Raw genomic sequence first — 23,889 nt, forward strand, 5'->3', positions numbered from 1 at the left:
AACATCTTAATCATGGCATGTCAGCAGGCAAACAAGATCTATGAAAAATACACAAGCCCTTGAATATCTCTCCTCGTCACGCAACCGCCGTTTACTGCGTCTGCTGGTCGCGGCAATGTGCTTTTTAACCGTTACCTGGCTGGCCTTTAATACCAGCTTTCGCTCTCATCAGCTGTTACACACCAATGCTGATCACACAGGTCGTAGCCTGACTAAACAACTGGCGCTGAATGCTGCTTTGCCACTCAGCCGCATGGATACGCCACAGCTCAGGGCTTTGTGTAACCACCTCGCCAGTGACGAATTTGTACTGTCAGTCAGGCTCTACAATCAACAAGGCCAATTTATTATCGGCAACGATGGCCAGGATGCACCACCAGAAATAACCGACTTGCCCCGCCATTTAGCTGGGCTGACTCAGTCTAAGCAGCCGATTGTTGAGCCCATTTATGATACGGAGCAACAGCCCCTAGGTTTTGTCAGCGTCGAGTATTTAACCGAATCTGCCATGGCAGAAAGTCACCGCCATTTCCACGAGCTGGGTCGCGTGGTGCTGCTGATGCTGGCTATTGCTTGTATTTTTACCTGGCAGATTGGCCGGGCTTTAAAACGCTGGGAAGTGAAACGTCAGATCCGCAATAGCGTTGCTGATGAGCAATAGCATTGCCAGTAACCCTAAAACCTGTATGAACAACAAACCACCTTAAAAACAAAAAGTTAAAACTGTTGACATCAGATTGAAATTAAAATAACTTTTAACTGTAAGTTACCAGAATGGGTAATTAACATACCGCGCCGAGCAATTAAATTCGGCGTTGGCACAATTTCAAGTTTAAGGAAAATTAAATGAAATTACAGATCAAAAAGAAAAATATGAAGGTGCTGTCTAATCTACGTAATTTAGATGCTCAGGCAACGCCAAATGTGGCAGGCGGAACTATTGAAACTCGCCCTGTTTCTTGTCGATACTGGTGCGGTAACAGACAGTCTGACTTTAACTGTAATACTGAGCCAGGCAGACATTGTGTAACAGACTAAGACAACACATGAAGTCTCACAAGAGGGGTGCCCCCCTCTTTGCAACAATCAAACCTATCAATATTTGTGCAGCTAAATCCCAGTGCTAACATATTCATCCTGGCCGTTATAGGCTTAATATTTCCTGCGACGTCTGGTAAATTACCTCTGCAATGTCTTGAGGGGATTCTTCGCGAATGGCGCACAAATGCTCAAACACCTCCACGACCCGTTTAGGTACATTCGGCTCGCCCTGATAACCCGCAAGCGGCATAGAAGGCGCATCGGTTTCCAATACTAACGAGTCTAACGGCACTTGAGCCAGCGTAGTACGGGTTTTCGCCGCCCGCGGATAGCTGATGGTGCCCCCCACGCCAAGTTTAAACCCCAGTTTCAGATACGTGTTGGCATCTTGCAGTGAGCCGGAAAAGGCATGAATAACGCCGCCGTTTTGAGGGGGCAGTTGCTTAAAGGCTGCTGCCAGCAGATGATGGCTTTTGCGGTGATGGACAATCAGCGGCAACCTAAGCGCATTGGCCAGCGCAATATGCTCAATAAACCATTGCTGCTGCGCGGCGATATCCTCCACCATGGCATCAATTCCACACTCACCGATGGCCACCAGCTCAGAATAATGCTGATGTGCGAGCTCGGCCAGTTGCGCCATATCACCCGCTTTATGCTGCGCCATAAAATACGGGTGCAACCCAAAAGCGATTTTGACGCCTGGGTACTGCTGTGCAAAAGCAGGCAAGGTGCGACACTGCGCCAAGGTCACGCCCGGCACCACACAGCGCTCAACGCCCAGCGCCTGCGCATCAGCCAAATGCTGTGGCAACTGGTCTCTGAGCTCATCAAAGTCCAGGTGGCAGTGGGTATCAATAAAGCGCATAAGGCACGGCACTATGGGTTCAGACGCTCAACCAGCCACTGTCCGCTTGGGTCTTTTCGATACATAAAGCGATCGTGCAAACGGTGCTCGCCCCCTTGCCAAAACTCAATCTGGTGGGGTTTAACACAGTAGCCCCCCCAGAAATCCGGCAGCGGAATATCGCCTTTGGCAAACTTGGCTTTCATGCTGTTAAAGGTTTGCATCAGAGCCTGACGCGAAGACACCGGACGCGACTGTTGTGATGCCCAGGCGGCCAGCTGGCTTTCCTTGGGACGAGACAGAAAGTATTTCGCCACTGCGGTGGTTGGCAGCGGCTCGGCCTCACCATACACAATTACCTGACGCTCCAGATTGTGCCAGGGAAAGTGCAATGAAATTTTGTTATTGCCTTTGAGCTCCTGTGCCTTACGCGACCCGGTGTTGGTGAAAAACACAAAGCCGTTATCGTCCACCTGCTTGAGCAACACAATACGCTGCGACGGCTGGCCGTGTTCATCCACCGTGGCCACGACCATGGCAGTCGGATCGCTGAGGTTGGCGTCCACCGCCTGTTGCAGCCAGTGTTCAAACTGCACAATTGGGTTGTCATCCAGCTTCTCGCGGGAGAGGCCGTCTTTGGTATATTCGCGACGAATATCATCAAGTTTCATGGTGGTCATTCCTTATATAACACAAAAGGCCGCAATATTGCGGCCTTAGTCTAACATGTAATACGCTGCATGAGCTGTATGAACTCACCCGGAGCTTACATCTGCTCCATCACCTCAATGCCAAGCAGCTCCAGACCGGTGTGTAGTGTTTTGGCAACCAGGTTACACAGTAACAAGCGACTCTGGCGCACATCATCAGCCACATCATCTTTGAGGATTGGACAGGCTTCGTAGAAGGTCATGTACAGACTCGCCAGCTCGTACAGATAACCACACAATACGTGCGGTGTTGCTTCGCCGATCATCAGATCTAACACTTCTTCCAGTTGCAGAAGCTTGAGCGCCAGCGCCTTTTCCTGTGGCTCAACAATGCTGATGCTGCCTTTCAACTGCGCTACCGTACTATCATCCATACCATGTTTACGGAAGATACTGCGCACACGGGTGTAAGCATACTGCAAATAAGGGGCCGTAGCGCCCTCAAAGCTCAGCATGGTATCCCAGTTGAAGATGTAATCACTGGTACGATGCTTCGACAAGTCCGCGTATTTTACCGCACCAATGCCCACTTTACGGGCGATTTCAGCGCGGGCTTCTTCGCTCAGCTCAGACGCGCGGTCGGCCAGTTTTTCGCTGGCACGGCTGACGGCTTCATCAAGTAGCTCCGCCAGCTTCACCGTACCGCCGGTACGGGTCTTGAATGGTTTGCCATCGCTACCCATCATAGTACCGAACGGACAGAACTCATAGCTGGTTTCGTCGCGCAGCAGACCCGCTTTGCGGGCAGTCAATTCAACCTGATTAAAGTGCAGGCTCTGACGCGCATCGACGAAGATCAGGATACGCTCGGCACCCAGCTCATTGGAACGATAGTCACAGGCTGCCAGATCCGTTGTGGCATACAAGAAGCCGCCACCGGATTTCTGCACGATAAACACCGACGGCTCGCCGTCTTTGTTCGCCAGCTCATCCAGGAACACCACCTGTGCGCCCTGATCTTCAACCGCAATGTTTTTCTCTTTTAGCAGCTCGATAATACCGGCCAGACGATCGTTGTAGGCACTTTCGGCCATGATGTCGTCGCGCGTCAGCGTTACATTGAGCTTTTTGTACACTTCTTCAGAGTGCTTAACCGAAGTGTCGATAAACAGCTGCCACAACTTCTGACAGTGCGCATCGCCGCCTTGCAGTTTAACCACGTAGTCACGTGCTTTATCTGAGAAACCTTCTTCGTCGTCAAAACGCTTCTTGGCATCACGGTAGAAAGTTTCTAAATCGGCCAGGGCCACATTTTCCAGGTCAATGCCTTGCGCCAACATATCTTCCAGGTGGGCGATCAGCATACCAAACTGAGTACCCCAGTCGCCTACATGGTTCTGACGCGTGACTTTGTCACCACGGAACTCAAGGGCGCGTACCACCGCATCACCAATGATGGTTGAGCGCAGGTGACCTACGTGCATTTCTTTGGCCAGGTTCGGCGATGAGAAGTCCACCACCACATTTTGCGCCTGAGCGTGTTCAGCTACGCCCAGTTTGGCATCCTGATTGGCCGCTTCCAGGCTGGTTGCCAGGAACTCAGGCTTCAGGTGGATATTGATAAAACCCGGACCGGCGATTTCGGTTTTTGCCGCCAGGTCGCTGACATCCAGATTGTCGATGATCTTCTGTGCCAGCTCACGCGGGTTAGTTTTCAGTGCTTTCGCAGCGCCCATTGCGCCGTTGATCTGATAGTCACCAAATTGTGCGCGGGTGCTTTGCGTGACCGCCGGGTTGGTGCCTTCAGGGATCCCTGCCGCGGCCATCGCAGACAGAGCTTTTTCAATCAGAATACTTTTAATGTTCATTGTGTTTCCTTTGGGTCAGTGCCTGCGTGTGCACTGAGCAAACATCATCGGCGCCCTCAGGCGCCGGCATAAAACGCGGCTCGTTCAGTTAAGCGAACGGGCGGGCCTGACTCACCAGCTTAAGGTAAGCCCATAGCTCAAATCAACCCGCACCATTACTTTTGCGGGCATTTAACAGCCCACAGTGTTTAGTGTTCGCGTGTCTGATGGAATTGTACGTCCGGATAACGCTCCATCGACAGATTCAGGTTAACGCGACTTGGCGCGATATAAGTCAGGTTATCGCCCCCATCCAGCGCCAGATTCTGCTCACACTTACGACGGAACTCGGCCAGCTTCTTCTCGTCATCACAGTGCACCCAGCGCGCCGTCTGTACGCTAATGCTTTCATAAATGGCATCGACGTTGTACTCAGACTTCAGACGAGCCACAACCACGTCAAACTGCAGCACACCAACGGCGCCTACAATCAGGTCGTTGTTGATCAGCGGACGGAACACCTGCACCGCACCTTCTTCCGACAACTGTACCAGGCCTTTCAGTAGCTGCTTTTGCTTGAGCGGATCTTTAAGACGAATACGACGGAACAGCTCAGGGGCAAAGTTCGGGATACCGCTGAACTTGAGCTTTTCACCCTGAGTGAAAGTATCACCAATCTGGATAGTACCATGGTTGTGCAAACCAATGATGTCACCGGCAAAAGCTTCCTGTGCACGCTCACGATCACCGGCCATAAAGGTCACGGCATCGGAAATGCTCACCTGCTTACCAAGGCGTACATGGTTCATTTTCATACCCTGAGTGTATTTACCCGACACGATACGCATAAAGGCGATACGGTCGCGGTGTTTCGGGTCCATGTTAGCCTGAATTTTAAATACGAAGCCGGTGAACTTCTCATCGTCAGCACTCACTTCACGCTCGTCCGTCTGACGCGGCAGCGGCGACGGTGCCCACTCTGTCAGGCCATCCAGCATATGGTCTACACCAAAGTTACCCAATGCTGTACCGAAATACACCGGCGTCAGTTCGCCGCTCAGGAATAGTTCTTTGTCGAATTCATGTGAGGCACCAATCACCAGTTCCAGCTCTTCACGCAGCTGCTCAGCCAGGCTTTCGCCGATGGCGGTATCTAAGTCGGCGTTGTCGAGCCCCTTAATGGTGCGGACGTCCTGAATGGTGTGGCCCTGACCGGTTTGGTACAAAATGGTCTCGTCGCGGTGGATGTGGTAAACCCCTTTGAACTCTTTACCACAGCCGATCGGCCAGGTAATGGGCGCGCACATGATGTTCAGCTCGGTCTCAACTTCGTCCAGCAACTCCATCGGGTCACGGATATCCCGGTCCAGTTTGTTCATGAAGGTCACGATTGGCGTATCACGCAGGCGGGTGACTTCCATCAGCTTACGAGTTCGATCCTCAACACCTTTCGCAGCATCAATTACCATCAGGCACGAGTCCACAGCAGTCAGGGTACGATAAGTATCTTCCGAGAAGTCTTCGTGTCCCGGCGTATCCAGCAGGTTTACCAGGCTGTCGTTGTACGGGAACTGCATGACTGAGGTCGTCACTGAGATACCACGTTCTTTTTCCATGTCCATCCAGTCTGACTTTGCATGCTGGTTGGAGCCACGACCTTTAACCGTACCCGCTTGTTGCAGGGCCTTACCGAACAACAATACTTTTTCTGTGATGGTGGTCTTACCCGCATCCGGGTGTGAGATGATAGCGAAAGTACGTCGCTTATTTATTTCATTGAGGAAAGTCTGATCTGCCATTAGTCAATTCTTTTGGTTATACGCGGATCCATACATGCTGCGCAAAGTGTGCGCACGACACTTTGCAGGGTCATCCGGCGGGTTCATTTTTAATCGTGCACTATTTTCGCCGATCTTGGCACTTTTAACAATCAATGAAGGCAAGTTCAATCAGGATTTCGTGCAACACTAGGTCAATTCTGTCCTGTGCATCTGAAAGTCTGAGTATTATGTGAATATTTTTTGAATAAAATGACGCGGCTGAATATCGTCTGGTAGGATAGTTCCCAATTCCAGAAAAAGACATAACGATATGAACAACAAGCTTTTTGTAATACCTAAACCGAATCCCAATGCAAAACTCAGACTCTTCTGTTTCCCCTATGCCGGGGGCTCTCCAGCGATATACATGCCCTGGAGTAATGAACTGCACCCCGATGTAGAGCTGGTTTTGCTTCAATTCCCCGGCCGGGGCGCTCGAATGGGAGAAGCGGCCCATGTTGACATGCAGCGTAAAGTCGACGAACTACTTGCACATCAGGCGTTTCTGACCGAAAAACCTTATGTTCTGATGGGTCACAGCCTGGGTAGCCGGGTTATTTTTGAAACCACTAAACACCTGGCTAAGCGAAATGCGCCTCTGCCACGTCACCTCATTGCTTCAGGCAGCCGCGCTCCTCATACGTCCTCAGATAAAGAGCGGATCCACAACCTGCCTCACGACGCCTTTGTAGCTGAGTTATATAAGCTCAACGGGACTCCTAAGGAGCTGCTGGAACACAAAGAACTGATGGAGTTGCTGCTGCCCTTACTCAGAGCCGACTTTCAGATTGCCGAGTGCTATCAGGGCGAAGCAATTGCCCTGCCCTGCCCAATCACCGTATTTCACGGATATGAGGATAGTGATATCAGCTCTGAACAACTGCATGGTTGGCAAGACCTCAGTGACCATACAATTGATATTCACTACTTCCATGGCGATCACTTTTTCATTAATCAATGTCGTGATGAGGTGATCCGAACGGTTAATCAGGTGCTCAGTAAAATACTGTAGTGGCACTTGCCAAAACACCTCTGCTAACCAATGATAAACATACCTGTTTACCTGTAGGGATTGAATATGGAAGGCTTACTTCATGCGCTTAGCCTCAATGGTCAGGGTGGCGCTGTGCCTGTCACTGATCTGGCACAGGCACTCCAAGACGAACAACCAATATGGTTGCATTTCGACTATACCTGTGAGGCTGTACAACACTTTCTCAGCCAGCTAGATTGCTTACAGGAGTGGGAATGGCAGGCACTACTTGCCGAAGAAACCCGCCCTCGCGTGACCCGGGCCAGTCAGGGCTTATTACTTTTTTTACGGGGCGTTAATCTAAACCCGAGGCAAAATCCCGAAGACATGGTTTCAGTCCGCTGTTTTGTCAGTAAAAACCTGTTGATCACCTGTCGTAAGCGAGTGTTGATCTCTATCGAAGATTTACGTGATGCCCTACTAGATGGTGCAGGTGCGCACACAATTAGCGACCTGACTTGTGCTTTGATTGATCGTCTGACACACCGTATGCAAGATACACTATGGCAGGTTGAAGAACAGCTGGACGAATTTGAAGAGCAGCTGGATAAAGAAGAATCTCAGCCTGACTACCATCAGATTACCCTGCTGCGGCGCCAGGTGATTTCGTTAAAGCGCTATATTAAACCTCAGCGTCAGGCTATCTATGACCTGATCGATACTAAGGTAAACTGGCTCAGCCTTGAGCAGAGGCGGTTATTGGGTGAAGCCAATAATACCCTGAGCCGCTATATTGAAGAACTCGAAGCCAGCATAGAGCGCGCGCAGGTTCTTCAACAAAGCATCGCCAACCAGCTCAATGAACAACTAAACCAGCGCATGTATATCATGTCTGTTGTCGCGGCCTTATTTTTGCCATTAGGCTTTTTAACGGGTTTGTTGGGTGTCAATATTGGTGGTATCCCCGGCACAGAGAACCCCTGGTCATTTACTGTCTTTGTGATTTCACTGGTGGTGTTAACCGTCGCAGTTGCGATACTGTTTAAACGTAGAAAGTGGATTTAAGCGTTTGATATGAAGATAGAAAGAAAGCAACACAAAATGGCGCTCTCGCTAGGGATCGAACCTAGAACTTGGCCTCCGGAGGGCCACGTGATATCCATTTCACCACGAGAGCAACATCTTAGTGGTGCCAATAATAATCATATCGGACGGCAAATACTAGTCATTGTTGTCTATATGCTTAATTTATGGCCTAAAACTGGAAAAAAGACTTCACATAGAGCGAAATTCGCGATATTTAACTATGCTTAAAACAATAACAATAATGACGACCTGTTAATACAAGGGAAATTGGTCTTCCTGTATTAACATGACATCATCTGAGAGGACCGTATTATGACTCCAATGACCACTGAACAAGTTGCTGAATTTTTAGATGTTAAAGTGGAGCGCGTCAGACGACTGGCACGCGAAAACCTGCTGGTTGCCAAACAACAGGACGACCAGGGCGAACCGATTTTTGATAAAGAAGATGTAGAAAAGTACAAAGAACTGGCACAACGGTTGGGAGGTATTTAGCCCCGCGAAAGGCAGCCCCATCATTTCTTCCCATTTGCTTCGTTTTCAGCCTGTTTTATTGCCCGAATGGTTTCGGGCTGACATGCCTGAGCGAAGCAACTAATCCCGCCAGGCTATTTGTTGTACCAATAAAGGGCTTATATACTGTTCTAGTCCACGCTGCTGATACCAGGCGATACTAAGTAACAGATAAACCTGAACATAGCACTTGAGCTTGTCTTGGGCATAAGCAGGCATAGCTATGTCCGCCAGTGTATAATACTGATTCAGCATGGCATTACCTTGGTGTACGGTCAGTGAAAATGACGTACACAGAGCCGCCAAATCAAAATACCGATCATTATACTGCGCATATTCAAAATCGATAAATACTGGTCCCTGAGCTGTTGCCAGTATATTGTCCCTGACCAAATCATTGTGACAAAAACAGATATCCGCCTCAAACTGCGCCAACTTCGAGCACAGTTGTGCAGCATATGCAGACTGTGTCAGCACCTGACCCGCCTCTGCCAGAGCAGCATTCAAACTCAGATGTCCGATCTCAGGGAAAGCAAACTGATGTAATGTGTGTAGCCTCGTTAATAGTGCCTCATTGAGACAATTAGCCTCATCGTTCTGCGTAACAAAGTCAAATAAGGCCAGCCGGGTGTGCGCATCATAGGCGACCGGAGATTGCGCCACGCCAATCTTTGCCAGCTGACGTTGCGCATCCAATGCCAGTGTGGGCAGCGCATTGGAGTAGCACTTTAGCAGATAGCTCTGCTGCCCTGCCTCCAGGTAGTAATTCTTATTACTTAATCCTTTATCGAGTGGTCGCAGCGTACGGATTGAAACATCTTCAAAGGCCTGCCTGAGCAAACCTTTGAGTTGGGCATTACAAAGCGGCAAGCGGCTTACCCTCTTTGTTTTGATAGACCTCATACCAGCGTACATAGCCCCAACAGACCATCACAGTATAGAAGCCGAACAGCACCAGCGTGGGATAATAGCCCTTGAGATAGTATAAATACATAGAGGCGGCATCAATCACCACCCAGTATAACCAGTTCTCCAGTACCTTGCGGGCAACAAGATAAGTTGTAACCACAGCAAAGCAAGTCGTCAGGCTATCCAGATAGGCCAGTTCAGCATGAGTATAATTGTCCATTACATACCCTATCGCCAATGCCACAACTAAGGTACTCAGAATGATAACCGCATGGCGTAACAAGGACCAGGACACGATAGGCAGTGACTTGTCCTGCCGACCACTGCGCCACATCCACCAGCCCACCACCGCCATAAACATATAGTAAAAGTTCAGCAACGACTCCATCAGCAATGCACCATTCCAGTACATCACGGTATAGATAAATGTACTGACAAACGCCGCTGGCCAGCACCAGGAGTTTTCCCGAATTGCCAGTAGCAAGTATGCCGCGGATAAAATAACTGCCAGGTACTCCCACATTGACATAGCGGTAAACCCAGCCAGAGTTTCAGTAAGCCACTGCATCATGACTGAGGTGACAGATCGCCACTGATAAATTTGCAGACAAACACTATTTTACCGAACTGTTCAAATGAGTGCTTCATTTGCTTAGATAATACCGCCATCAGCACATCATAGTCGCCAAACACTTGGGTAGACATGGTATTTGTTACCACTTTGAGTTCCGGATGTTGATTCAGCCGCTCAATAAAATCTTTGATAAACGGAATATAGTCCGAGTGTAATGGGTATTTGCTGATCTCAACAGAGAGTTGCATAGCAGAGTCCTCGCCAGAGTTATAAAGGTGTTAGTTGCTTAGAAGGTTTAAATTACTGCCACCGTCCGTCAATGTGAGAGGGCGGTAGTTGATCCAATCCTGCTGATAGGAAATCTTATTGTCCGAGTTAAAATGCAATACGGTTGTAAACCGCCAGGGCCCCATTTCTCGCCCTTCATACATAAAGCGGACGTAGGTACCACGAATAACAGCACGTCTTTGCTGCTCATTGACGATGACCTCGTCCAGTGTAAAGGTTTGTGAGCCATCCAGAATTTGTACATTTCCCGCTGACCAGTTAAAAAACTCAGCAAGCCCCTGCTTATCTTTGACGGCAAACCCATATATCATGTCTTCAAGCTGCACATCATCGGCATAATAAGATAAAAAGTGTTCAAAGTCCTGGCGCGCCTGATAGGTCGCGATGTAGTTATTTATGTGCTGGTGAAGCTTACTGAGATGGCGTGTTTGCTGGGCGCTGTTTGGGGTCATACCACAGCCCATAGCCAGCATAGTGATCAATAAGATCAGACACAAAAAGACATGAGTTTTAAATGATCCGCGCAAACCTACCTCCGAGTGTGGGTATCTATCAGGTGTCAACCTCGAAATGATACCACACCCGGATTGGATGATCTGTGTTGGCAAGCAACTATGCGCCAACAATCCCCAATGGTTTTGCACTTTCCCAGGCACCCCGGGTAAAGTCTGGAATAGTGACTGACTCACTGCGATTTGCAACTGACTGGGCCGACAAGGGCGAGATCACTGACCAGGCCGCGCCATCATAAACATCCTGATCCAGCGGCTCACCATTGCGTAAACAATAAATCATCCGCCAGAACATTAAGAAGTCCATGCCACCATGACCGCCATTGCGCTCAGCTTCTGCCCCCATCTTCAGCCACAAGGGGTGATCATATTTGGCATACCAGGCACTCATATCCTCATCCCACTCATGAAACGATTTAGTGCCACCGTGTTCCAGCGCAATGCGATTAGGGAACCCGGCAAACACGCCATTGGTGCCCTGGATCAGATTGTGTCGGGAGTAAGGACGCGGTGTCGTCGTATCATGTTGGATCATGATAGAGCGTCCTTTTATCGTTTTTACCAAGGTTGTATTCATATCACCGGCCACATATTGCCATTGGTTGCGCTGATGGTCCGGCGCAAATTCACGCGCTGCGTAAGCTGCCCGGCCCAGTGCCGGTGAGCTCATTGAGGTTAAATAATCAAACCGGTCGCCCCGGTTGATGTTCATATACTGAGAAACCGGTCCCAGACCATGGGTAGGATAGAGATTGCCGTTACGCTTGGTATGCCATTCAGTGCGCCAGGAGCCGGTTTTATGTTCCAACTCTTTCATCTGCCAGCGCAGCTCATGAATATAAGCCGCTTCACCATGTAACAGTTCACCAAACAGGCCCTGACGCACCATATTCAGCACCATCAGTTCATCACGGCCATAGTTGACGTTTTCCATCATCATACAGTTTTTCTGGGTACGCTCTGCGGTGTCAACCAGTTGCCACATTTCTTCAACTGTCAGAGCCAATGGCACCTCAACAAAGGCATGCTTACCACTTTCCATGGTATCCACAGCCATAGGTGCGTGCCAACGCCACGGAGTTGAAATGATAACGATGTCAATATCATCCCGGGCAAGCATTTCCCGATACGCAAATTCAGACCCCTGATACAGCGCAGGCGCTTTTGCACCGCGCTCAGCGAGGTAGTTTGCTGAACGCTGTAGAACGGCATCATGCGTATCGCACAGGGCAACTATCTCAGCCCCGTCGATATGACTCATGCGTTTAACATGACCATACCCCCGTTGGCCCACGCCAATGAAACCGACACGAACAATGTCCATTTTTGGCGCTACCAAGCCAATCACTGATTTACCCTGTCGCTCTGGTACATGTTGCAACGGGTCCGCTTTGCTTTGCGCACACCCAGAAACGACACCTGCGGCCGCTGCAACCCCGGCAGCTTTGAGAAAATCTCGGCGATTTAAATTTGTCATTATTATTATCCTCGAAGATACTTCCCCTGAACGCTAACGGATTGTACACAGGGTTGCAAAAGCATTGCGACAAACAGATATCTAATCGGTACAAAACGATGTTCAAGATCACCACAATGGCGCGATACGTGTTCCAGGCGTAAAAAAAGCGCCCTTGCGGCGCTTTTCCCATCTTTTAAACATTCAAGCGGCATCAATAATATGACTCAGCTGAGCCTGCTTCGCGACGATATCCTGATACAACGCAAACTGGTTTCTTGCACGCTGTAAGTTGTGCTCAGAATGCTTAGTGGCGAAATAATTATCTCCATCCAGGTAGTCTGTCAAAAAGCGTAAACCAATCATAAATGGCATAACTTTCGCGCCAAGAATAAAACTGTGCTTTTCTGTATCAGTCAGGCTTGCTGACAGAGGTCCTTTATAACCTTTCACCAGCGCAGCAAAAATCTCTTCTCGCACCCTAACGTTTGCCAGGTTAGTCGAATCCTCAGCTTCCGGAGAGCAGAAGGTTCTGACCATATCACCAAAATCATAAAGCCAGTAACCCGGCATACAGGTATCGAGATCAATGACGGCTCGTGCTTTGTTTGATTCTGAACAGAACAGCATATTGTTGATCTTAGTGTCGTTATGACAAGCTCTCAATGGTAATTGCGCTTCCACATCGGCCACTTCTTGTGCAAGTGAGAATTGCGCGCGACAGAACGCAATTTCTTCCTGACATATGGCTGCACGTCCCTGCGGATCGCGACTGAGAATGTCTTCAAACATCTCAATGCGCATTGCCAGATTGTGAAAATCGGGGATCACATGATGGAGCTGGGTTGCATCAAAATCATCTAATGCAGATGCAAACTGACCAAAAGCATTCGCTGCAACTGCGGCTTTCTGTTCACTGTCGACGACATCTTCACTGTAACTGCCACCAATAAACTCTAACGCCCGCCAGACTTCGCCCTCAATATCCACCAGGTAGTCCCCACCGACTGTAGATACATGACGAATGATAGCTAACTCATAGCCTCCATCTTTGGCCTTATTTTCCAGATGCTGTTCGATTTTTCTCGCATTTTTGACTAACTGCTCAGGCTCTGGAAAAACAACTGTATTGAGTTTTTGCACAACCAAAGCGCGTTGCTTACTTTTTAGCAACATCGTTGTATTGATATGTCCATTGCCGATAGGACGAAGAGAAACAGACTCTCCATGCAAACCAAATTGCTGCGACAAGACTTCTGCAATTGCGCGATTTTTCATTGTAACCTCATTGCCACTCTCAATACTGTGACAGGTGATAGGCTCATCCGTGACGTATTTCATATAATAATCCTGAGACACTCTCTAATTCTTCTTTGTAAGTGATACCAAACCAGCGATCACAGGCACGATGCACACGAACTCTGAGCAGGCCCTGCTGCATACAGCTTTGGATACAGTCAGGCAAATAATACTCGCTTTTGACATCGCTGTCATAATTTTCTATAAACCGAAAAAACTCGGCTTCAAGCTGGGTTAATAACGTCTGCGTTACGCCCCAACAGGTCATCGATGCCAGCGCAGTTGTCGGTAAAATAACCCGCCTGCCCTCAGGAGAATTACCCGACAGACCTTCAGCACCCCGCTGAATATTCAGATATTCAACGACTTCTGTTAACCAGCCATTGTGAGTTTGGCATATTCCTCGATTTACGCCACCTTGGTGTGACAAGGTTTGCTCTAATGGGTAGCCGACAATAGCCATATCACTTTGCTCTGGCTCTGCAAAGTGACAAACCAGTTGCTTAAAAGCACCAGGACCGTAATAGTCATCTGCCGTTATCACAATGGCGGTGCCTGGGATATGAGGTTTTGCACACAGCAGTGCATGGCCGGTTCCCCAGGGCTTCTGACGTAATTGTGCTTTGCCGTTAAAGCGCGGTGGCACATCCATGATGGCTTGTTCAACAAGCTCAACCTGCAGTTCGCACGAGAGCCGCGGTAAAATTTCCTGCTCTATCAGAGGCCTAACCTGTTGGTTAATGACTAGCACGACGTGACGGATCCCGGCTGCATGTGCATCCTGAATACTCAGTTCCATAATGGTGCAGTTAAAGTCTGGCAATACCGCAACTTGCTTGTTACCGCCAAACCGCTTCCCCAGGCCCGCAGCCAGGATCACCAGAGTCGGTTCCTTCCCAGTGTACATAGACAATTTCCAGCCAATCAAAATTTAAACGGCTAGTGTACATAGCTTCGCCACAAAATAAAAGTCGTTGTAAAAAGTGAGATAACAGGTACATGTTAAAAACGCTGAACAACGCCCGCGCATTAACATATAAAGAATTGATAAAATTGAATAAAATAGATTTTTAATGCGGATAAAATCGTACTTCTATCCGCTTCAGGTTCTCAAAAATGAACAGAACGTTCCATATTGCGGAACAATTATTCTAAGAACTTCTGGCACAGGTATTTCGTTTCCAGGAATTCCTGCAGCCCGTCTTTGGCCCCCTCGCGCCCCAGCCCGGATTGCTTTACCCCGCCAAAAGGCGCTACCGGATTTGATATGGCGCCTTCGTTGATCCCCACCATGCCATATTCGAGTGCCATTGCGACCCGATGAATTTGCGACACATCCTGAGAATAAAAGTAGGCGGCAAGTCCTTCATGAACCCCATTGGCCTGACGTATCACACCCTGCTCATCATCAAATGCAATGATGCTGACAACCGGCGCAAAAATCTCCTGATGGTAAATGTCCATCTTTTCGGTCACATCAAGCAAAATGGTCGGAGCCATAAAGTTTCCGGCTCCATCCACTCCCTTATAAATCCGTTGAGCCCCTTTGCTAAGCGCGTCCTCAATCAGCTTCTGCGCCTTGTCTTTGGCTTTGGCGTTGATCAGCGGCCCGATATCTGTAGCCGCCTCTAACCCGTCACCAACCACCAGTTTTGCAACCGCCTCTATGAGTGCATCGGTGAAGGCCTCTTGTATATCCTGATGGACAAAAACCCGATTGGCTGCCACACAGGTTTGCCCGCCATTTCGAAACTTAGCCACCATCAAACCTGCCACCGCCTCACTGATATCTGCACTGGAAAAAACAATGAAGGGCGCATTGCCCCCCAACTCCATTGAGGTCCGCTTTACCGTATCGGCACTGTCTGCCAGTAATTTTTTACCCACCAATGTGGAGCCGGTGAAAGTCAGCTTGCGCACCACCGGGCTTGCCAGTAAGGGGGCGACCAGCGCCTCGGCATCATCCGTTACCAGAACCTGAAAAGCGGCATCTTCAAACCCAGCTTCTAACGCTAATTTGGCTAAAGCAATGGCGCTCAAAGGCGTTTCTTCTGATGGCTTAAGAATAAAGGGGCAACCCGCAGCATAAGCCGGTGCCACTTTGCGCGTGATCATAGCCAATGGAAAGTTCCATGGCGTGATCCCCAACACCACACCGACGGGCTGCTTTATCGTTGTCAGCTGATGCGAGAGACTGTGCGATGGGATCACTTCGCCATAAGCACGCTTAGCCTCCTCAGCAAACCACTGCACAAACCCAGCTGCGTATTTGACTTCAGCCTGCGCTTCACAAAGCGGTTTGCCCTGCTCTTTGGTCATTAGCTCTGCCAGTACCGCATCATTGTCCAGTATGAGCTGATACCAGCGCATCAGCACCTCGGCTCGCTGCTGGGCCGGGCGCTGCTGAAGGGTATCAAAACATGTCTGCGCTGCGTTGAGTGCTTGTGCTGCCGCCTCATTATCGGCAATGGAAACCGTCGCGAAGGGCTCCTCGTTGGCCGGGTTATGCACTGTTAATTGCCGCTGAGATTGCCAGGGGCTGCCATTCACCCAGGAGTGGTTTTGTTCGGTGATAAGTGTCATAGCAAACGCTCCTTCCATAACTGAACAGGGCCGCTAAATGCGGCCCTGTAGAGACAAAGATTAATGTTCTTCGTTGACGATATTGAGGTTGTATTTGGGGATTTCCACAACCAGGTCTTCATCGGCAATCACCGCCTGGCAACCCAACCGGGACTCTGCCTCGAGCCCCCAGGCCTTATCCAGCATGTCATCTTCCAGCTCATCGCTTTCTTCAAGCGAGTCAAACCCTTCACGGATCACAACGTGACAGGTGGTGCAGGCACAGGATTTTTCACAGGCATGGGGAATGCTGATACCATTTTTCAGCGCCACATCCAGTACGGTTTTGCCTGATTCCGCTTCAATGGCTGCACCTTCCGGGCAAAGTTCTTCATGGGGTAAAAAGATAATCTGTGGCATATTACACCTCGTCTACCGACTGACCTTGCAGTGCGTGTTTAATTGATACATCCATACGGCGTGATGCAAACTCACTGCTTGCCTCATCCACCTGTTCGATTGCCGCTTTGATCGCTTGTGGATCTGTGGCCGTTAATCGTGCGTTATCAAGCCCGGCCATTGCATCGCGCAATGCCGTCAGCTCTTGCTCATTAAGCAGCTCGCTGTCGGTCGCCAGTGAGGCCTCCAGAGCTTCCAGCACACGCAGCGCTTCAACCTGCTGCTCTTTGAGCATACGTGCCTGCATATCTTCTTTGGCATTACTCATAGAGTCTTTGAGCATCTGTGCAACCTGATCGTCGCTCAGGCCAAACGACGGCTTAACCTGGATCTCAGCCTGTACTTCAGTGGATTTCTCCATTGCAGACACACTCAGCAAACCGTCCGCGTCCACCTTAAAGGTTACGCGAATATGTGCCGCGCCTGCCGCCATGGGCGGAATGCCTTTAAGGCTGAACTTAGCCAAAGAGCGACAGTCATCAACCAGCTCACGCTCGCCCTGCAACACATGCAGCGACATGGCAGTCTGACCATCTTTAAAGGTGGTGAATTCCTGCGCACGGGCAACCGGAATAGTGGTATTACGTGGGATGATCTTCTCAACCAACCCGCCCATGGTTTCCAGGCCCAAAGACAATGGCAAAACATCCAGCAGCAGCATATCTGAATCCGGCTTGTTGCCGACCAGAATATCAGCCTGAATAGCAGCGCCCAGTGCGACTACCCGATCCGGGTCAATCGACGTCAATGGGGGCTTAGCAAAAAAGGTTTCTACGGCGCTGCGGATCACAGGCATGCGGGTTGAACCACCCACCATCACCACTTCCAGCACTTGTTCTTTTTCAACGCCCGCATCTTTGAGCGCGCGGCGGCACGAACGCAATGTTTTCTTAACTAATTCCTCTGCCAGGTCCGCAAACTGTGCTTGGGTAATGGTCACGGTGAATTCCTGCTCACGCACAGGCAACTTCACGTTCACCGTTTCATAGCTGGTCAGCGCTTCTTTACACGCCTTAGCTTTGTTGATAAACAGGCGCAGCTCTTTGGCAGTCAGATCGGTTAACCCGGTTTGCTGCTTAAACGTATTGACCAGCAAGGCGTCAAAGTCGTCGCCACCCAGGCTTGAGTCACCACCGGTAGCCAGTACTTCAAATACGCCTTTATTCAGCCGCAGGATAGAAATGTCAAAGGTACCACCGCCTAAGTCATAAACGGCAATTACGCCTTCCTGACCTGAATCCAGACCATAAGCGACTGCTGCTGCGGTTGGCTCATTCAACAGGCGGAGTACTTTAAGACCGGCAATTTCAGCGGCATCTTTAGTGCTCTGACGCTGTGCATCATCAAAATAGGCAGGCACAGTGATCACCGCGCCCATTACATCTTCGCCACCAAAGCTTTCAACCGCGCGCTGATGGAGTGATTTGAGTATTTCAGCCGATGCCTGCACCGGGCTGATTGGCCCTGCACAAGTCTGAACCGCCAGGCTGCCTTGATGCTCAACAAAGGTGTAAGGCAGCTGGCCATAACTGCTGGCAATTTCTTCAGCCGTTTTACCCAAAAAGCGCTTTACTGAGATCAGGGTATTTTCCGGATCCAATGCTGCCTCTTGCTGCGCCGACTTACCAACGCTTACCTGCTCGTCATGATAACGGACCACAGAAGGCAACATCGCCTCGCCATTGATGTCGGTCAGGGTTTTGGTTTCGCCACTTTGGACCGTAGCAACCAACGAATTGGTGGTGCCCAGGTCTATCCCAATGGCCAGTTTATGTTCATGAGGTGCCGCGCTCTGCCCCGGCTCAGCAATTTGCAATAATGCCATAATGCTCTTTCACTTTGGTGAAGCTGGTTGTCGCTGCTCTTTGCAGCCACACCGCATCAATCAGTCGAACAGGCTGTCTTCAATTCGAGACAACTCGTCTTTCAATTTATAAACAAACTTGAGTTTACGAATATGATCCGCCGCGCGATGCAGGTCACTTTCGTCGCTGCTCGCTAAAAGCTCACCCAGGCCGGCGCTATATTGCTGTTCCAGCTGTTTGGCTTGCGCTTCAAATGACTCGATTTCTGCTTCAGGATCGTCACTATGCTGAATGTCTTCCAGCGCTTCACGCAGCTCCATTTGCTGCATTAAAAAGGCCGGATCCTGCAAGGTTTGTTGCTCAGCACGAATATCCACGCCACGCTCGCTCAGCATGTACTCAGCACGCTTTACCGGGTGCTTCAGCACCGCCAGTGCATCATTGATCTCTGCGGTCTTTTGTACCGCTAACAGTTTTTCGCGCTCGCCAAGGTGGGCAAACTTGTCCGGGTGGACCGCGCGTTGCAGGTCAAGATAACGCTGATTTAAAACGCTCAGGTCAACCTGGTAGCTGACAGGTAAATCGAATAATTCAAAATATCGCATACGCATCCAATACAGCAAAGCCCTACCAAGGCAGGGCTTTAGAATTATTAATCACAAGAGAGATTAAACGGTGAAACTTTCGCCGCAACCACACTCGTCCTTCTGATTCGGGTTGTTGAATTTAAACCCTTCATTCAGACCTTCTTTGGTGTAGTCTAGCTCAGTACCGTCGATATACACTAGGCTCTTGGCATCGACGATGAGTTTGACGCCCTTTTCTTCAAATACCTCATCGCCTTCATCCAGCTCATCGACAAACTCGAGTACATAGGCAAGACCTGAACAGCCGGTCGTTTTAATGCCGACTCTCAGCCCAATGCCTTTTCCGCGGTTGGCCAAAAAAGTCTGTACTCGGCCTGCCGCCGACTCTGTCAGTGTCACTGCCATAGTTATCTCTTACTTCGCCTGTTTACTCTTGTAGTCTGCAATTGCAGCCTGGATCGCATCTTCTGCCAGAATTGAACAGTGGATTTTCACTGGTGGCAACTCTAGTTCTGCGCTGATGTCGGTATTCTTGATTTCACCCGCTTCGTCAAGCGTTTTACCTTTCACCCATTCGGTGACCAGTGACGATGACGCAATGGCGCTACCACAACCATAGGTTTTAAATTTCGCGTCTTCGATGATACCTTGATCAGATACTTTGATCTGTAGCTTCATCACATCACCACAAGCCGGTGCGCCAACCATACCAGTTGCCACATTCGGGTCATTTTTGTCTAATGAACCAACGTTACGTGGGTTTTCCACGTGGTCAATTACTTTATTACTGTACGCCATAATTCTTTCCTCACTACCTGCCTATAGTATTAACTTGCTATACACGGATTTGCTTAATGGTGTGCCCATTCAACTGCATCTAAGTCCACGCCATCTTTGAACATTTCCCAAAGTGGTGACATCTCGCGCAGACGACCAATCGAGTCTTTGATGAGTTTAACGGTATAATCGATTTCTTCTTCAGTGGTAAAACGGCCGATGCTGAAGCGGATAGAGCTGTGTGCCAGTTCATCGTTACGACCCAGTGCACGCAAAACATAAGATGGCTCAAGGCTTGCAGAAGTACATGCAGAACCAGATGACACGGCGATGTCTTTAACTGCCATCAACAATGACTCACCTTCAACAAAGTTGAAGCTCAGGTTAACAATACCCGGTACAGACTGGTCGATGGCACCGTTGAAATACACTTCTTCCATATCCATCACGCCGTCCAGCAAACGCTTACGCAAGGTGCTGATGTGGGCATGATCTTTTTCGAAATCTTCTTTCGCAACACGGAAAGCTGTGCCCATGCCCACGATTTGGTGGGTTGCCAGTGTACCTGAACGCATACCACGTTCATGGCCACCACCGTGCATTTGCGCTTCAAGACGTGCACGCGGCTTACGACGGACATACAGTGCGCCAATGCCTTTAGGGCCATACACTTTGTGACCAGAGAAAGACATGAAATCCACTTTCAGTTGTTGCAGGTCGATCTGTACTTTACCGGCACTTTGCGCGGCATCAACGTGGAACATAATTTTGCGCTCACGACACATCTCACCGATTGTGGCGATATCCTGAATAACACCCAACTCGTTGTTAACATGCATGACGCTGATTAGAATGGTGTCTTCGCGGATAGCGGCTTCTAGCTTTTTCAGATCCAGCAGGCCGTTTTCTTCAACTTCCATATAAGTGACGTCGAAGCCCTGACGCTCCAGTTCACGGCAGGTATCCAGCACAGCTTTGTGCTCGGTCTTAACGGTGATCACGTGCTTGCCTTTCTTGTGATAGAAGTTAGCCGCACCTTTGATAGCCAGGTTATTTGATTCTGTAGCCCCTGAGGTGAAAACAATTTCACGCGGATCGGCATTGATTAAATCAGCGATATCATTACGCGCCTGGTCAATCAGCTCTTCTGCCTGCCACCCGAAACGGTGCGAACGTGAGGCTGGATTACCAAAATTACCATCCATTGTCAGGCACTGCATCATTTCGTCTGCAACACGCTGATCAACCGGAGTGGTCGCTGCATAATCTAAATATATCGGTAATTTCATTTCTTTCTCCGCTAGACGCCAGTTTACAGCTGGCAACTCACTTGAATATTCTCTAATTGCTTCATTGCACTGTTAACCCCATTGTCCTGACGTGTGGCAACAGACTGCACATCAGAATTGGCGACTAACTCGGCGAGGGAAATACTGTTTAAAAACTCTTCAATACGCATACTTAAGTCCGACCACAGTGTATGTGTCAGACAGCGCATGCCGCTTTGGCAGCCGCCGCCTTCTCCGTGACATCGGGTTGCATCTACGGATTCATCTACCGCAGCGATCACATCACCAACCGAGATAGTATGCGCGTCGCGGCCCAGCAAGTAGCCGCCACCCGGTCCGCGTACAGAGCTGACTAAGCCATGTTTGCGCAAGCGGGCAAATAATTGTTCCAGGTATGACAGGGAAATTTCCTGACGTTCGGAAATATCCGCCAGAGGCACGGGCCCAATATTTGCGTGTAGTGCGACGTCCAGCATCGCTGTCACTGCATATCTGCCTTTTGAAGTCAGTTTCATGCGTGCCCCCAGAAAAGTTATCAAGGCGCAAATTGTAATTACCTGACTAAGATAGTCAAGTATTAACCAACAACGAATCGCCCTGTACCATGCGGATATCACGTAGGTAGGTACTTACCTGACGTATTCAATCTGCGCTTATCGTAATACCTGACTAATTTCCTCAGGTATTACGGACATTGTAATTACCTGAGTAATTTAGTCAAGTATTTGCGCAAGAGATTATTGCAGCGCTTTGGTATATCTCATACCAAAACGCTAACTCTTTTATTTTATTGATTTATTTATTGAGCTTAAAATCCCACGCAGGATGTTTAATTCCTGATCTTCCGGACGCGCGCGGTTAAACAGGCGTTTTAGCTTGGTCATCACCATGCCTGGATGCTGTTTAATGATAAAGCCAGTGTCGTTCAGGGTAGACTCGAGGTGCTCGTAGAACAGCTCCATTTGCTCAGATGTCGGGTACTGAACATCGTCCTGCTCAACAGGTTGTTCCTGACGGTCAAGGTAGGTCATGCGGGTTTCATAAGCCAGTGTCTGCACCGCCATAGCCAGGTTCAAAGAGCTATACTCCGGATTTGCCGGGATGCAGACGTGGTAATTACACAGCTGTAGTTCTTCGTTGGTCAGACCGCTATTTTCACGACCAAATACCAAAGCTACCGGCGTCTTTTCTGCCCCATCAACGAGTTTTTGTGCGCATTCACGCGGACCAACCATAGGCCACGACAGCGTACGAGAACGTGCACTGGTCCCTATGGTCAGGGCACAGTCTGCAATGGCGTCTTCGAGTTTCTCTACTTGAACCGCATTGCCCAGTACATCTGTTGCACCGGCCGCCAGGGCGCTGGCATGACTGTCTACTTCACACGCGGGATCTACCAGATAGAGTTTTGATAACCCCATGGTTTTCATCGCGCGCGCAACCGAGCCGATATTGCCTGAATGGGAGGTATTAACCAATACAATGCGAATGTCTTCTAATGCCATGTCTTATGCCTCAGGAAAAAATAATGGCGGAGTTTAGCACAAACGCGAATTCGCCAGATAGTAAAATCAGGACCAACCGCAAGTCGGTAACAGAAAGGCAGGTAAAGCGTAAAAGCATTCAACAAGAGCGCCTCAACAGAACTGCCTGAATTTGAGTCACTTACTCATATTGATTAAAAAAAGCACATATTTTTTGCTGCTGGGTTATTTACTTTGCAGGAAAAATCGCTAGAATACGCCGGCTCAAAAATTTTAGTTCTTTTACAATTCAAAGGTAATGCTATGCATCCAATGTTAAACATTGCGGTACGCGCTGCGCGTAACGCGGGTAAGGTGATTCTACGTGCGTGTGAAAACATGTCTCAGGTTGAGACCTCACAAAAAGGCTCGAACGATTTCGTTACAAACGTAGATAAAGAAGCGGAACTGGTTATCCGTGACACAATTTTAAAAGCCTACCCGGAGCATGCAATTGTCGGTGAAGAGCTTGGCCATACTGATGGCAAGCAAGCCGATTACCTTTGGGTTATTGACCCGCTTGATGGCACCACTAACTTCATCAAGGGCATTCCTCACTTTGCTATTTCTATCGCGCTGAAAGTTAAAGGCCGCGTAGAACAAGCCGTTGTATACGATCCAATCCGCGATGAACTCTTTACCGCCTCTCGCGGCCAGGGCGCACAATTGAACAGCAAACGTATTCGCGTTACTAAGAGTAACGAGCTGGCAGGCTCTGTATTGGCAACGGGCTTCCCGTTCAAACAAAAGCATCACCTGGACGCTTACACTGAAGCCTTTAAAGCGCTGTTTATCCAGACGACGGATATCCGTCGTGCCGGCTCTGCGGCATTGGATATGGCATATGTTGCAGCGGGTCGTATCGATGGTTTCTATGAAATTGGTCTTAAGCCGTGGGACACTGCGGCAGGTGAATTGCTGATCAAAGAAGCCGGCGGTATGCTGATGGACTTCGCAGGCGGCGCCAACTACAACAACAGCGGTAATATCATTTGTGGCGCACCTAAGCTGTGTCAGGCCATTGTAAAAGAAATTCGTCCTGTGCTGACTGAGTCACTGCTTAAGTAAGCAC

26 protein-coding genes and 1 tRNA gene are annotated in these 23,889 nt (G+C 49.3%); 6 read left to right on the forward strand and 21 right to left on the reverse strand.

Going from position 1 to position 23,889, the window contains the following annotated elements:
- Window positions 1–40 precede the first annotated feature (40 nt).
- Both ACXAH1_RS10685 and ACXAH1_RS10690 read left to right on the forward strand, forming a co-directional pair.
- Window positions 41–661 (forward strand): AhpA/YtjB family protein, encoded by a 621-nt coding sequence (locus tag ACXAH1_RS10685; RefSeq protein ID WP_138544733.1) that lies wholly within the window; start codon window positions 41–43, stop codon window positions 659–661.
- Between the two features lie 185 nt (window positions 662–846).
- Window positions 847–1,038 (forward strand): hypothetical protein, encoded by a 192-nt coding sequence (locus tag ACXAH1_RS10690; RefSeq protein ID WP_475196615.1) that lies wholly within the window; start codon window positions 847–849, stop codon window positions 1,036–1,038.
- 106 nt (window positions 1,039–1,144) lie between these two features.
- Here the strand turns inward: ACXAH1_RS10690 and ACXAH1_RS10695 are convergent, their stop codons facing one another.
- The 4 genes from ACXAH1_RS10695 to prfC form a co-directional block, all read right to left on the reverse strand.
- Window positions 1,145–1,909, reverse strand: coding sequence for a TatD family hydrolase (locus ACXAH1_RS10695; protein WP_475196616.1), 765 nt, complete (start codon window positions 1,907–1,909; stop codon window positions 1,145–1,147).
- Window positions 1,910–1,920: 11 nt separating this feature from the next.
- On the reverse strand, window positions 1,921–2,559 hold the full coding sequence (pdxH, locus tag ACXAH1_RS10700) for a pyridoxamine 5'-phosphate oxidase (protein WP_253047825.1): 639 nt from the start codon (window positions 2,557–2,559) through the stop codon (window positions 1,921–1,923).
- Window positions 2,560–2,654: 95 nt separating this feature from the next.
- Window positions 2,655–4,406, reverse strand: coding sequence for an arginine--tRNA ligase (gene argS, locus ACXAH1_RS10705; RefSeq protein WP_475196617.1), 1,752 nt, complete (start codon window positions 4,404–4,406; stop codon window positions 2,655–2,657).
- Window positions 4,407–4,594: 188 nt separating this feature from the next.
- Entirely contained in the window at window positions 4,595–6,184 is a 1,590-nt protein-coding gene (gene prfC, locus ACXAH1_RS10710) for a peptide chain release factor 3 (RefSeq protein ID WP_475196618.1), read from the reverse strand.
- A gap of 292 nt (window positions 6,185–6,476) precedes the next feature.
- On the opposite strand from prfC, the gene ACXAH1_RS10715 reads away from it, so the two are divergent.
- Both ACXAH1_RS10715 and ACXAH1_RS10720 read left to right on the forward strand, forming a co-directional pair.
- Entirely contained in the window at window positions 6,477–7,217 is a 741-nt protein-coding gene (locus tag ACXAH1_RS10715) for a thioesterase II family protein (protein WP_475196620.1), read from the forward strand.
- 66 nt (window positions 7,218–7,283) lie between these two features.
- Window positions 7,284–8,243 carry a zinc transporter ZntB gene (locus ACXAH1_RS10720; RefSeq protein WP_475196621.1) on the forward strand — a complete coding sequence of 320 codons (960 nt, stop codon included), beginning with the start codon at window positions 7,284–7,286 and terminating at the stop codon, window positions 8,241–8,243.
- Between the two features lie 37 nt (window positions 8,244–8,280).
- On the opposite strand, the gene ACXAH1_RS10725 is transcribed toward ACXAH1_RS10720, so the two are convergent.
- A tRNA-Arg gene (locus tag ACXAH1_RS10725) sits at window positions 8,281–8,355 on the reverse strand.
- 221 nt (window positions 8,356–8,576) lie between these two features.
- On the opposite strand from ACXAH1_RS10725, the gene ACXAH1_RS10730 reads away from it, so the two are divergent.
- Window positions 8,577–8,759, forward strand: a complete 183-nt coding sequence (locus tag ACXAH1_RS10730; protein WP_054015953.1) for a helix-turn-helix domain-containing protein — start codon at window positions 8,577–8,579, stop codon at window positions 8,757–8,759.
- A 99-nt stretch (window positions 8,760–8,858) separates the two neighbouring features.
- Here the strand turns inward: ACXAH1_RS10730 and ACXAH1_RS10735 are convergent, their stop codons facing one another.
- From ACXAH1_RS10735 to trmJ, 16 genes are all read right to left on the reverse strand, one after another.
- Entirely contained in the window at window positions 8,859–9,647 is a 789-nt protein-coding gene (locus tag ACXAH1_RS10735; RefSeq protein WP_475196623.1) for a phosphotransferase, read from the reverse strand.
- Window positions 9,634–10,254 (reverse strand): nicotinamide riboside transporter PnuC, encoded by a 621-nt coding sequence (pnuC, locus tag ACXAH1_RS10740; RefSeq protein WP_475196746.1) that lies wholly within the window; start codon window positions 10,252–10,254, stop codon window positions 9,634–9,636. The genes ACXAH1_RS10735 and pnuC overlap by 14 nt, the downstream gene beginning before the upstream one ends.
- Entirely contained in the window at window positions 10,254–10,508 is a 255-nt protein-coding gene (locus ACXAH1_RS10745; RefSeq protein WP_138551093.1) for a hypothetical protein, read from the reverse strand. The genes pnuC and ACXAH1_RS10745 overlap by 1 nt, the downstream gene beginning before the upstream one ends.
- A 30-nt stretch (window positions 10,509–10,538) precedes the next feature.
- Window positions 10,539–11,075, reverse strand: coding sequence for a nuclear transport factor 2 family protein (locus tag ACXAH1_RS10750; RefSeq protein ID WP_475196624.1), 537 nt, complete (start codon window positions 11,073–11,075; stop codon window positions 10,539–10,541).
- An 85-nt stretch (window positions 11,076–11,160) separates the two neighbouring features.
- Window positions 11,161–12,537: a Gfo/Idh/MocA family protein gene (locus tag ACXAH1_RS10755; protein ID WP_475196625.1), complete on the reverse strand. Its 1,377-nt coding sequence runs from the start codon at window positions 12,535–12,537 to the stop codon at window positions 11,161–11,163.
- Window positions 12,538–12,720: 183 nt separating this feature from the next.
- Complete coding sequence (locus ACXAH1_RS10760; RefSeq protein WP_475196748.1) at window positions 12,721–13,794, reverse strand: phosphotransferase enzyme family protein; 1,074 nt, start codon at window positions 13,792–13,794, stop codon at window positions 12,721–12,723.
- Between the two features lie 43 nt (window positions 13,795–13,837).
- Entirely contained in the window at window positions 13,838–14,722 is an 885-nt protein-coding gene (locus tag ACXAH1_RS10765) for a nucleotidyltransferase family protein (RefSeq protein WP_475196627.1), read from the reverse strand.
- A gap of 239 nt (window positions 14,723–14,961) precedes the next feature.
- The gene (locus ACXAH1_RS10770) at window positions 14,962–16,398 is read right to left on the reverse strand and encodes an NAD-dependent succinate-semialdehyde dehydrogenase (RefSeq protein ID WP_475196628.1); all 1,437 of its coding nucleotides are present in this window, start codon (window positions 16,396–16,398) and stop codon (window positions 14,962–14,964) included.
- Between the two features lie 60 nt (window positions 16,399–16,458).
- Entirely contained in the window at window positions 16,459–16,797 is a 339-nt protein-coding gene (gene fdx / locus ACXAH1_RS10775) for an ISC system 2Fe-2S type ferredoxin (RefSeq protein ID WP_010384025.1), read from the reverse strand.
- Between the two features lies 1 nt (window position 16,798).
- Window positions 16,799–18,661, reverse strand: a complete 1,863-nt coding sequence (gene hscA, locus ACXAH1_RS10780) for a Fe-S protein assembly chaperone HscA (protein WP_475196629.1) — start codon at window positions 18,659–18,661, stop codon at window positions 16,799–16,801.
- A gap of 60 nt (window positions 18,662–18,721) precedes the next feature.
- A complete protein-coding gene (gene hscB / locus ACXAH1_RS10785; protein ID WP_475196630.1) occupies window positions 18,722–19,246 on the reverse strand; it encodes a co-chaperone HscB in 525 nt (174 codons plus the stop codon).
- 63 nt (window positions 19,247–19,309) lie between these two features.
- Window positions 19,310–19,633, reverse strand: a complete 324-nt coding sequence (gene iscA / locus ACXAH1_RS10790; RefSeq protein ID WP_046003656.1) for an iron-sulfur cluster assembly protein IscA — start codon at window positions 19,631–19,633, stop codon at window positions 19,310–19,312.
- Between the two features lie 9 nt (window positions 19,634–19,642).
- Window positions 19,643–20,026 (reverse strand): Fe-S cluster assembly scaffold IscU, encoded by a 384-nt coding sequence (gene iscU / locus ACXAH1_RS10795; RefSeq protein ID WP_138544720.1) that lies wholly within the window; start codon window positions 20,024–20,026, stop codon window positions 19,643–19,645.
- 53 nt (window positions 20,027–20,079) lie between these two features.
- Entirely contained in the window at window positions 20,080–21,294 is a 1,215-nt protein-coding gene (locus ACXAH1_RS10800; protein WP_475196633.1) for an IscS subfamily cysteine desulfurase, read from the reverse strand.
- 23 nt (window positions 21,295–21,317) lie between these two features.
- Window positions 21,318–21,809: a Fe-S cluster assembly transcriptional regulator IscR gene (iscR, locus tag ACXAH1_RS10805; protein WP_010384014.1), complete on the reverse strand. Its 492-nt coding sequence runs from the start codon at window positions 21,807–21,809 to the stop codon at window positions 21,318–21,320.
- A 267-nt stretch (window positions 21,810–22,076) separates the two neighbouring features.
- On the reverse strand, window positions 22,077–22,799 hold the full coding sequence (gene trmJ / locus ACXAH1_RS10810; RefSeq protein WP_138544718.1) for a tRNA (cytosine(32)/uridine(32)-2'-O)-methyltransferase TrmJ: 723 nt from the start codon (window positions 22,797–22,799) through the stop codon (window positions 22,077–22,079).
- 282 nt (window positions 22,800–23,081) lie between these two features.
- Between trmJ and suhB the strand changes: the two genes are divergently transcribed.
- Window positions 23,082–23,885, forward strand: coding sequence for an inositol-1-monophosphatase (gene suhB / locus ACXAH1_RS10815; protein ID WP_475196634.1), 804 nt, complete (start codon window positions 23,082–23,084; stop codon window positions 23,883–23,885).
- The last annotated feature ends 4 nt before the right edge of the window (window positions 23,886–23,889 follow it).

This window comes from Pseudoalteromonas sp. AWH4_217, from assembly GCF_056161105.1.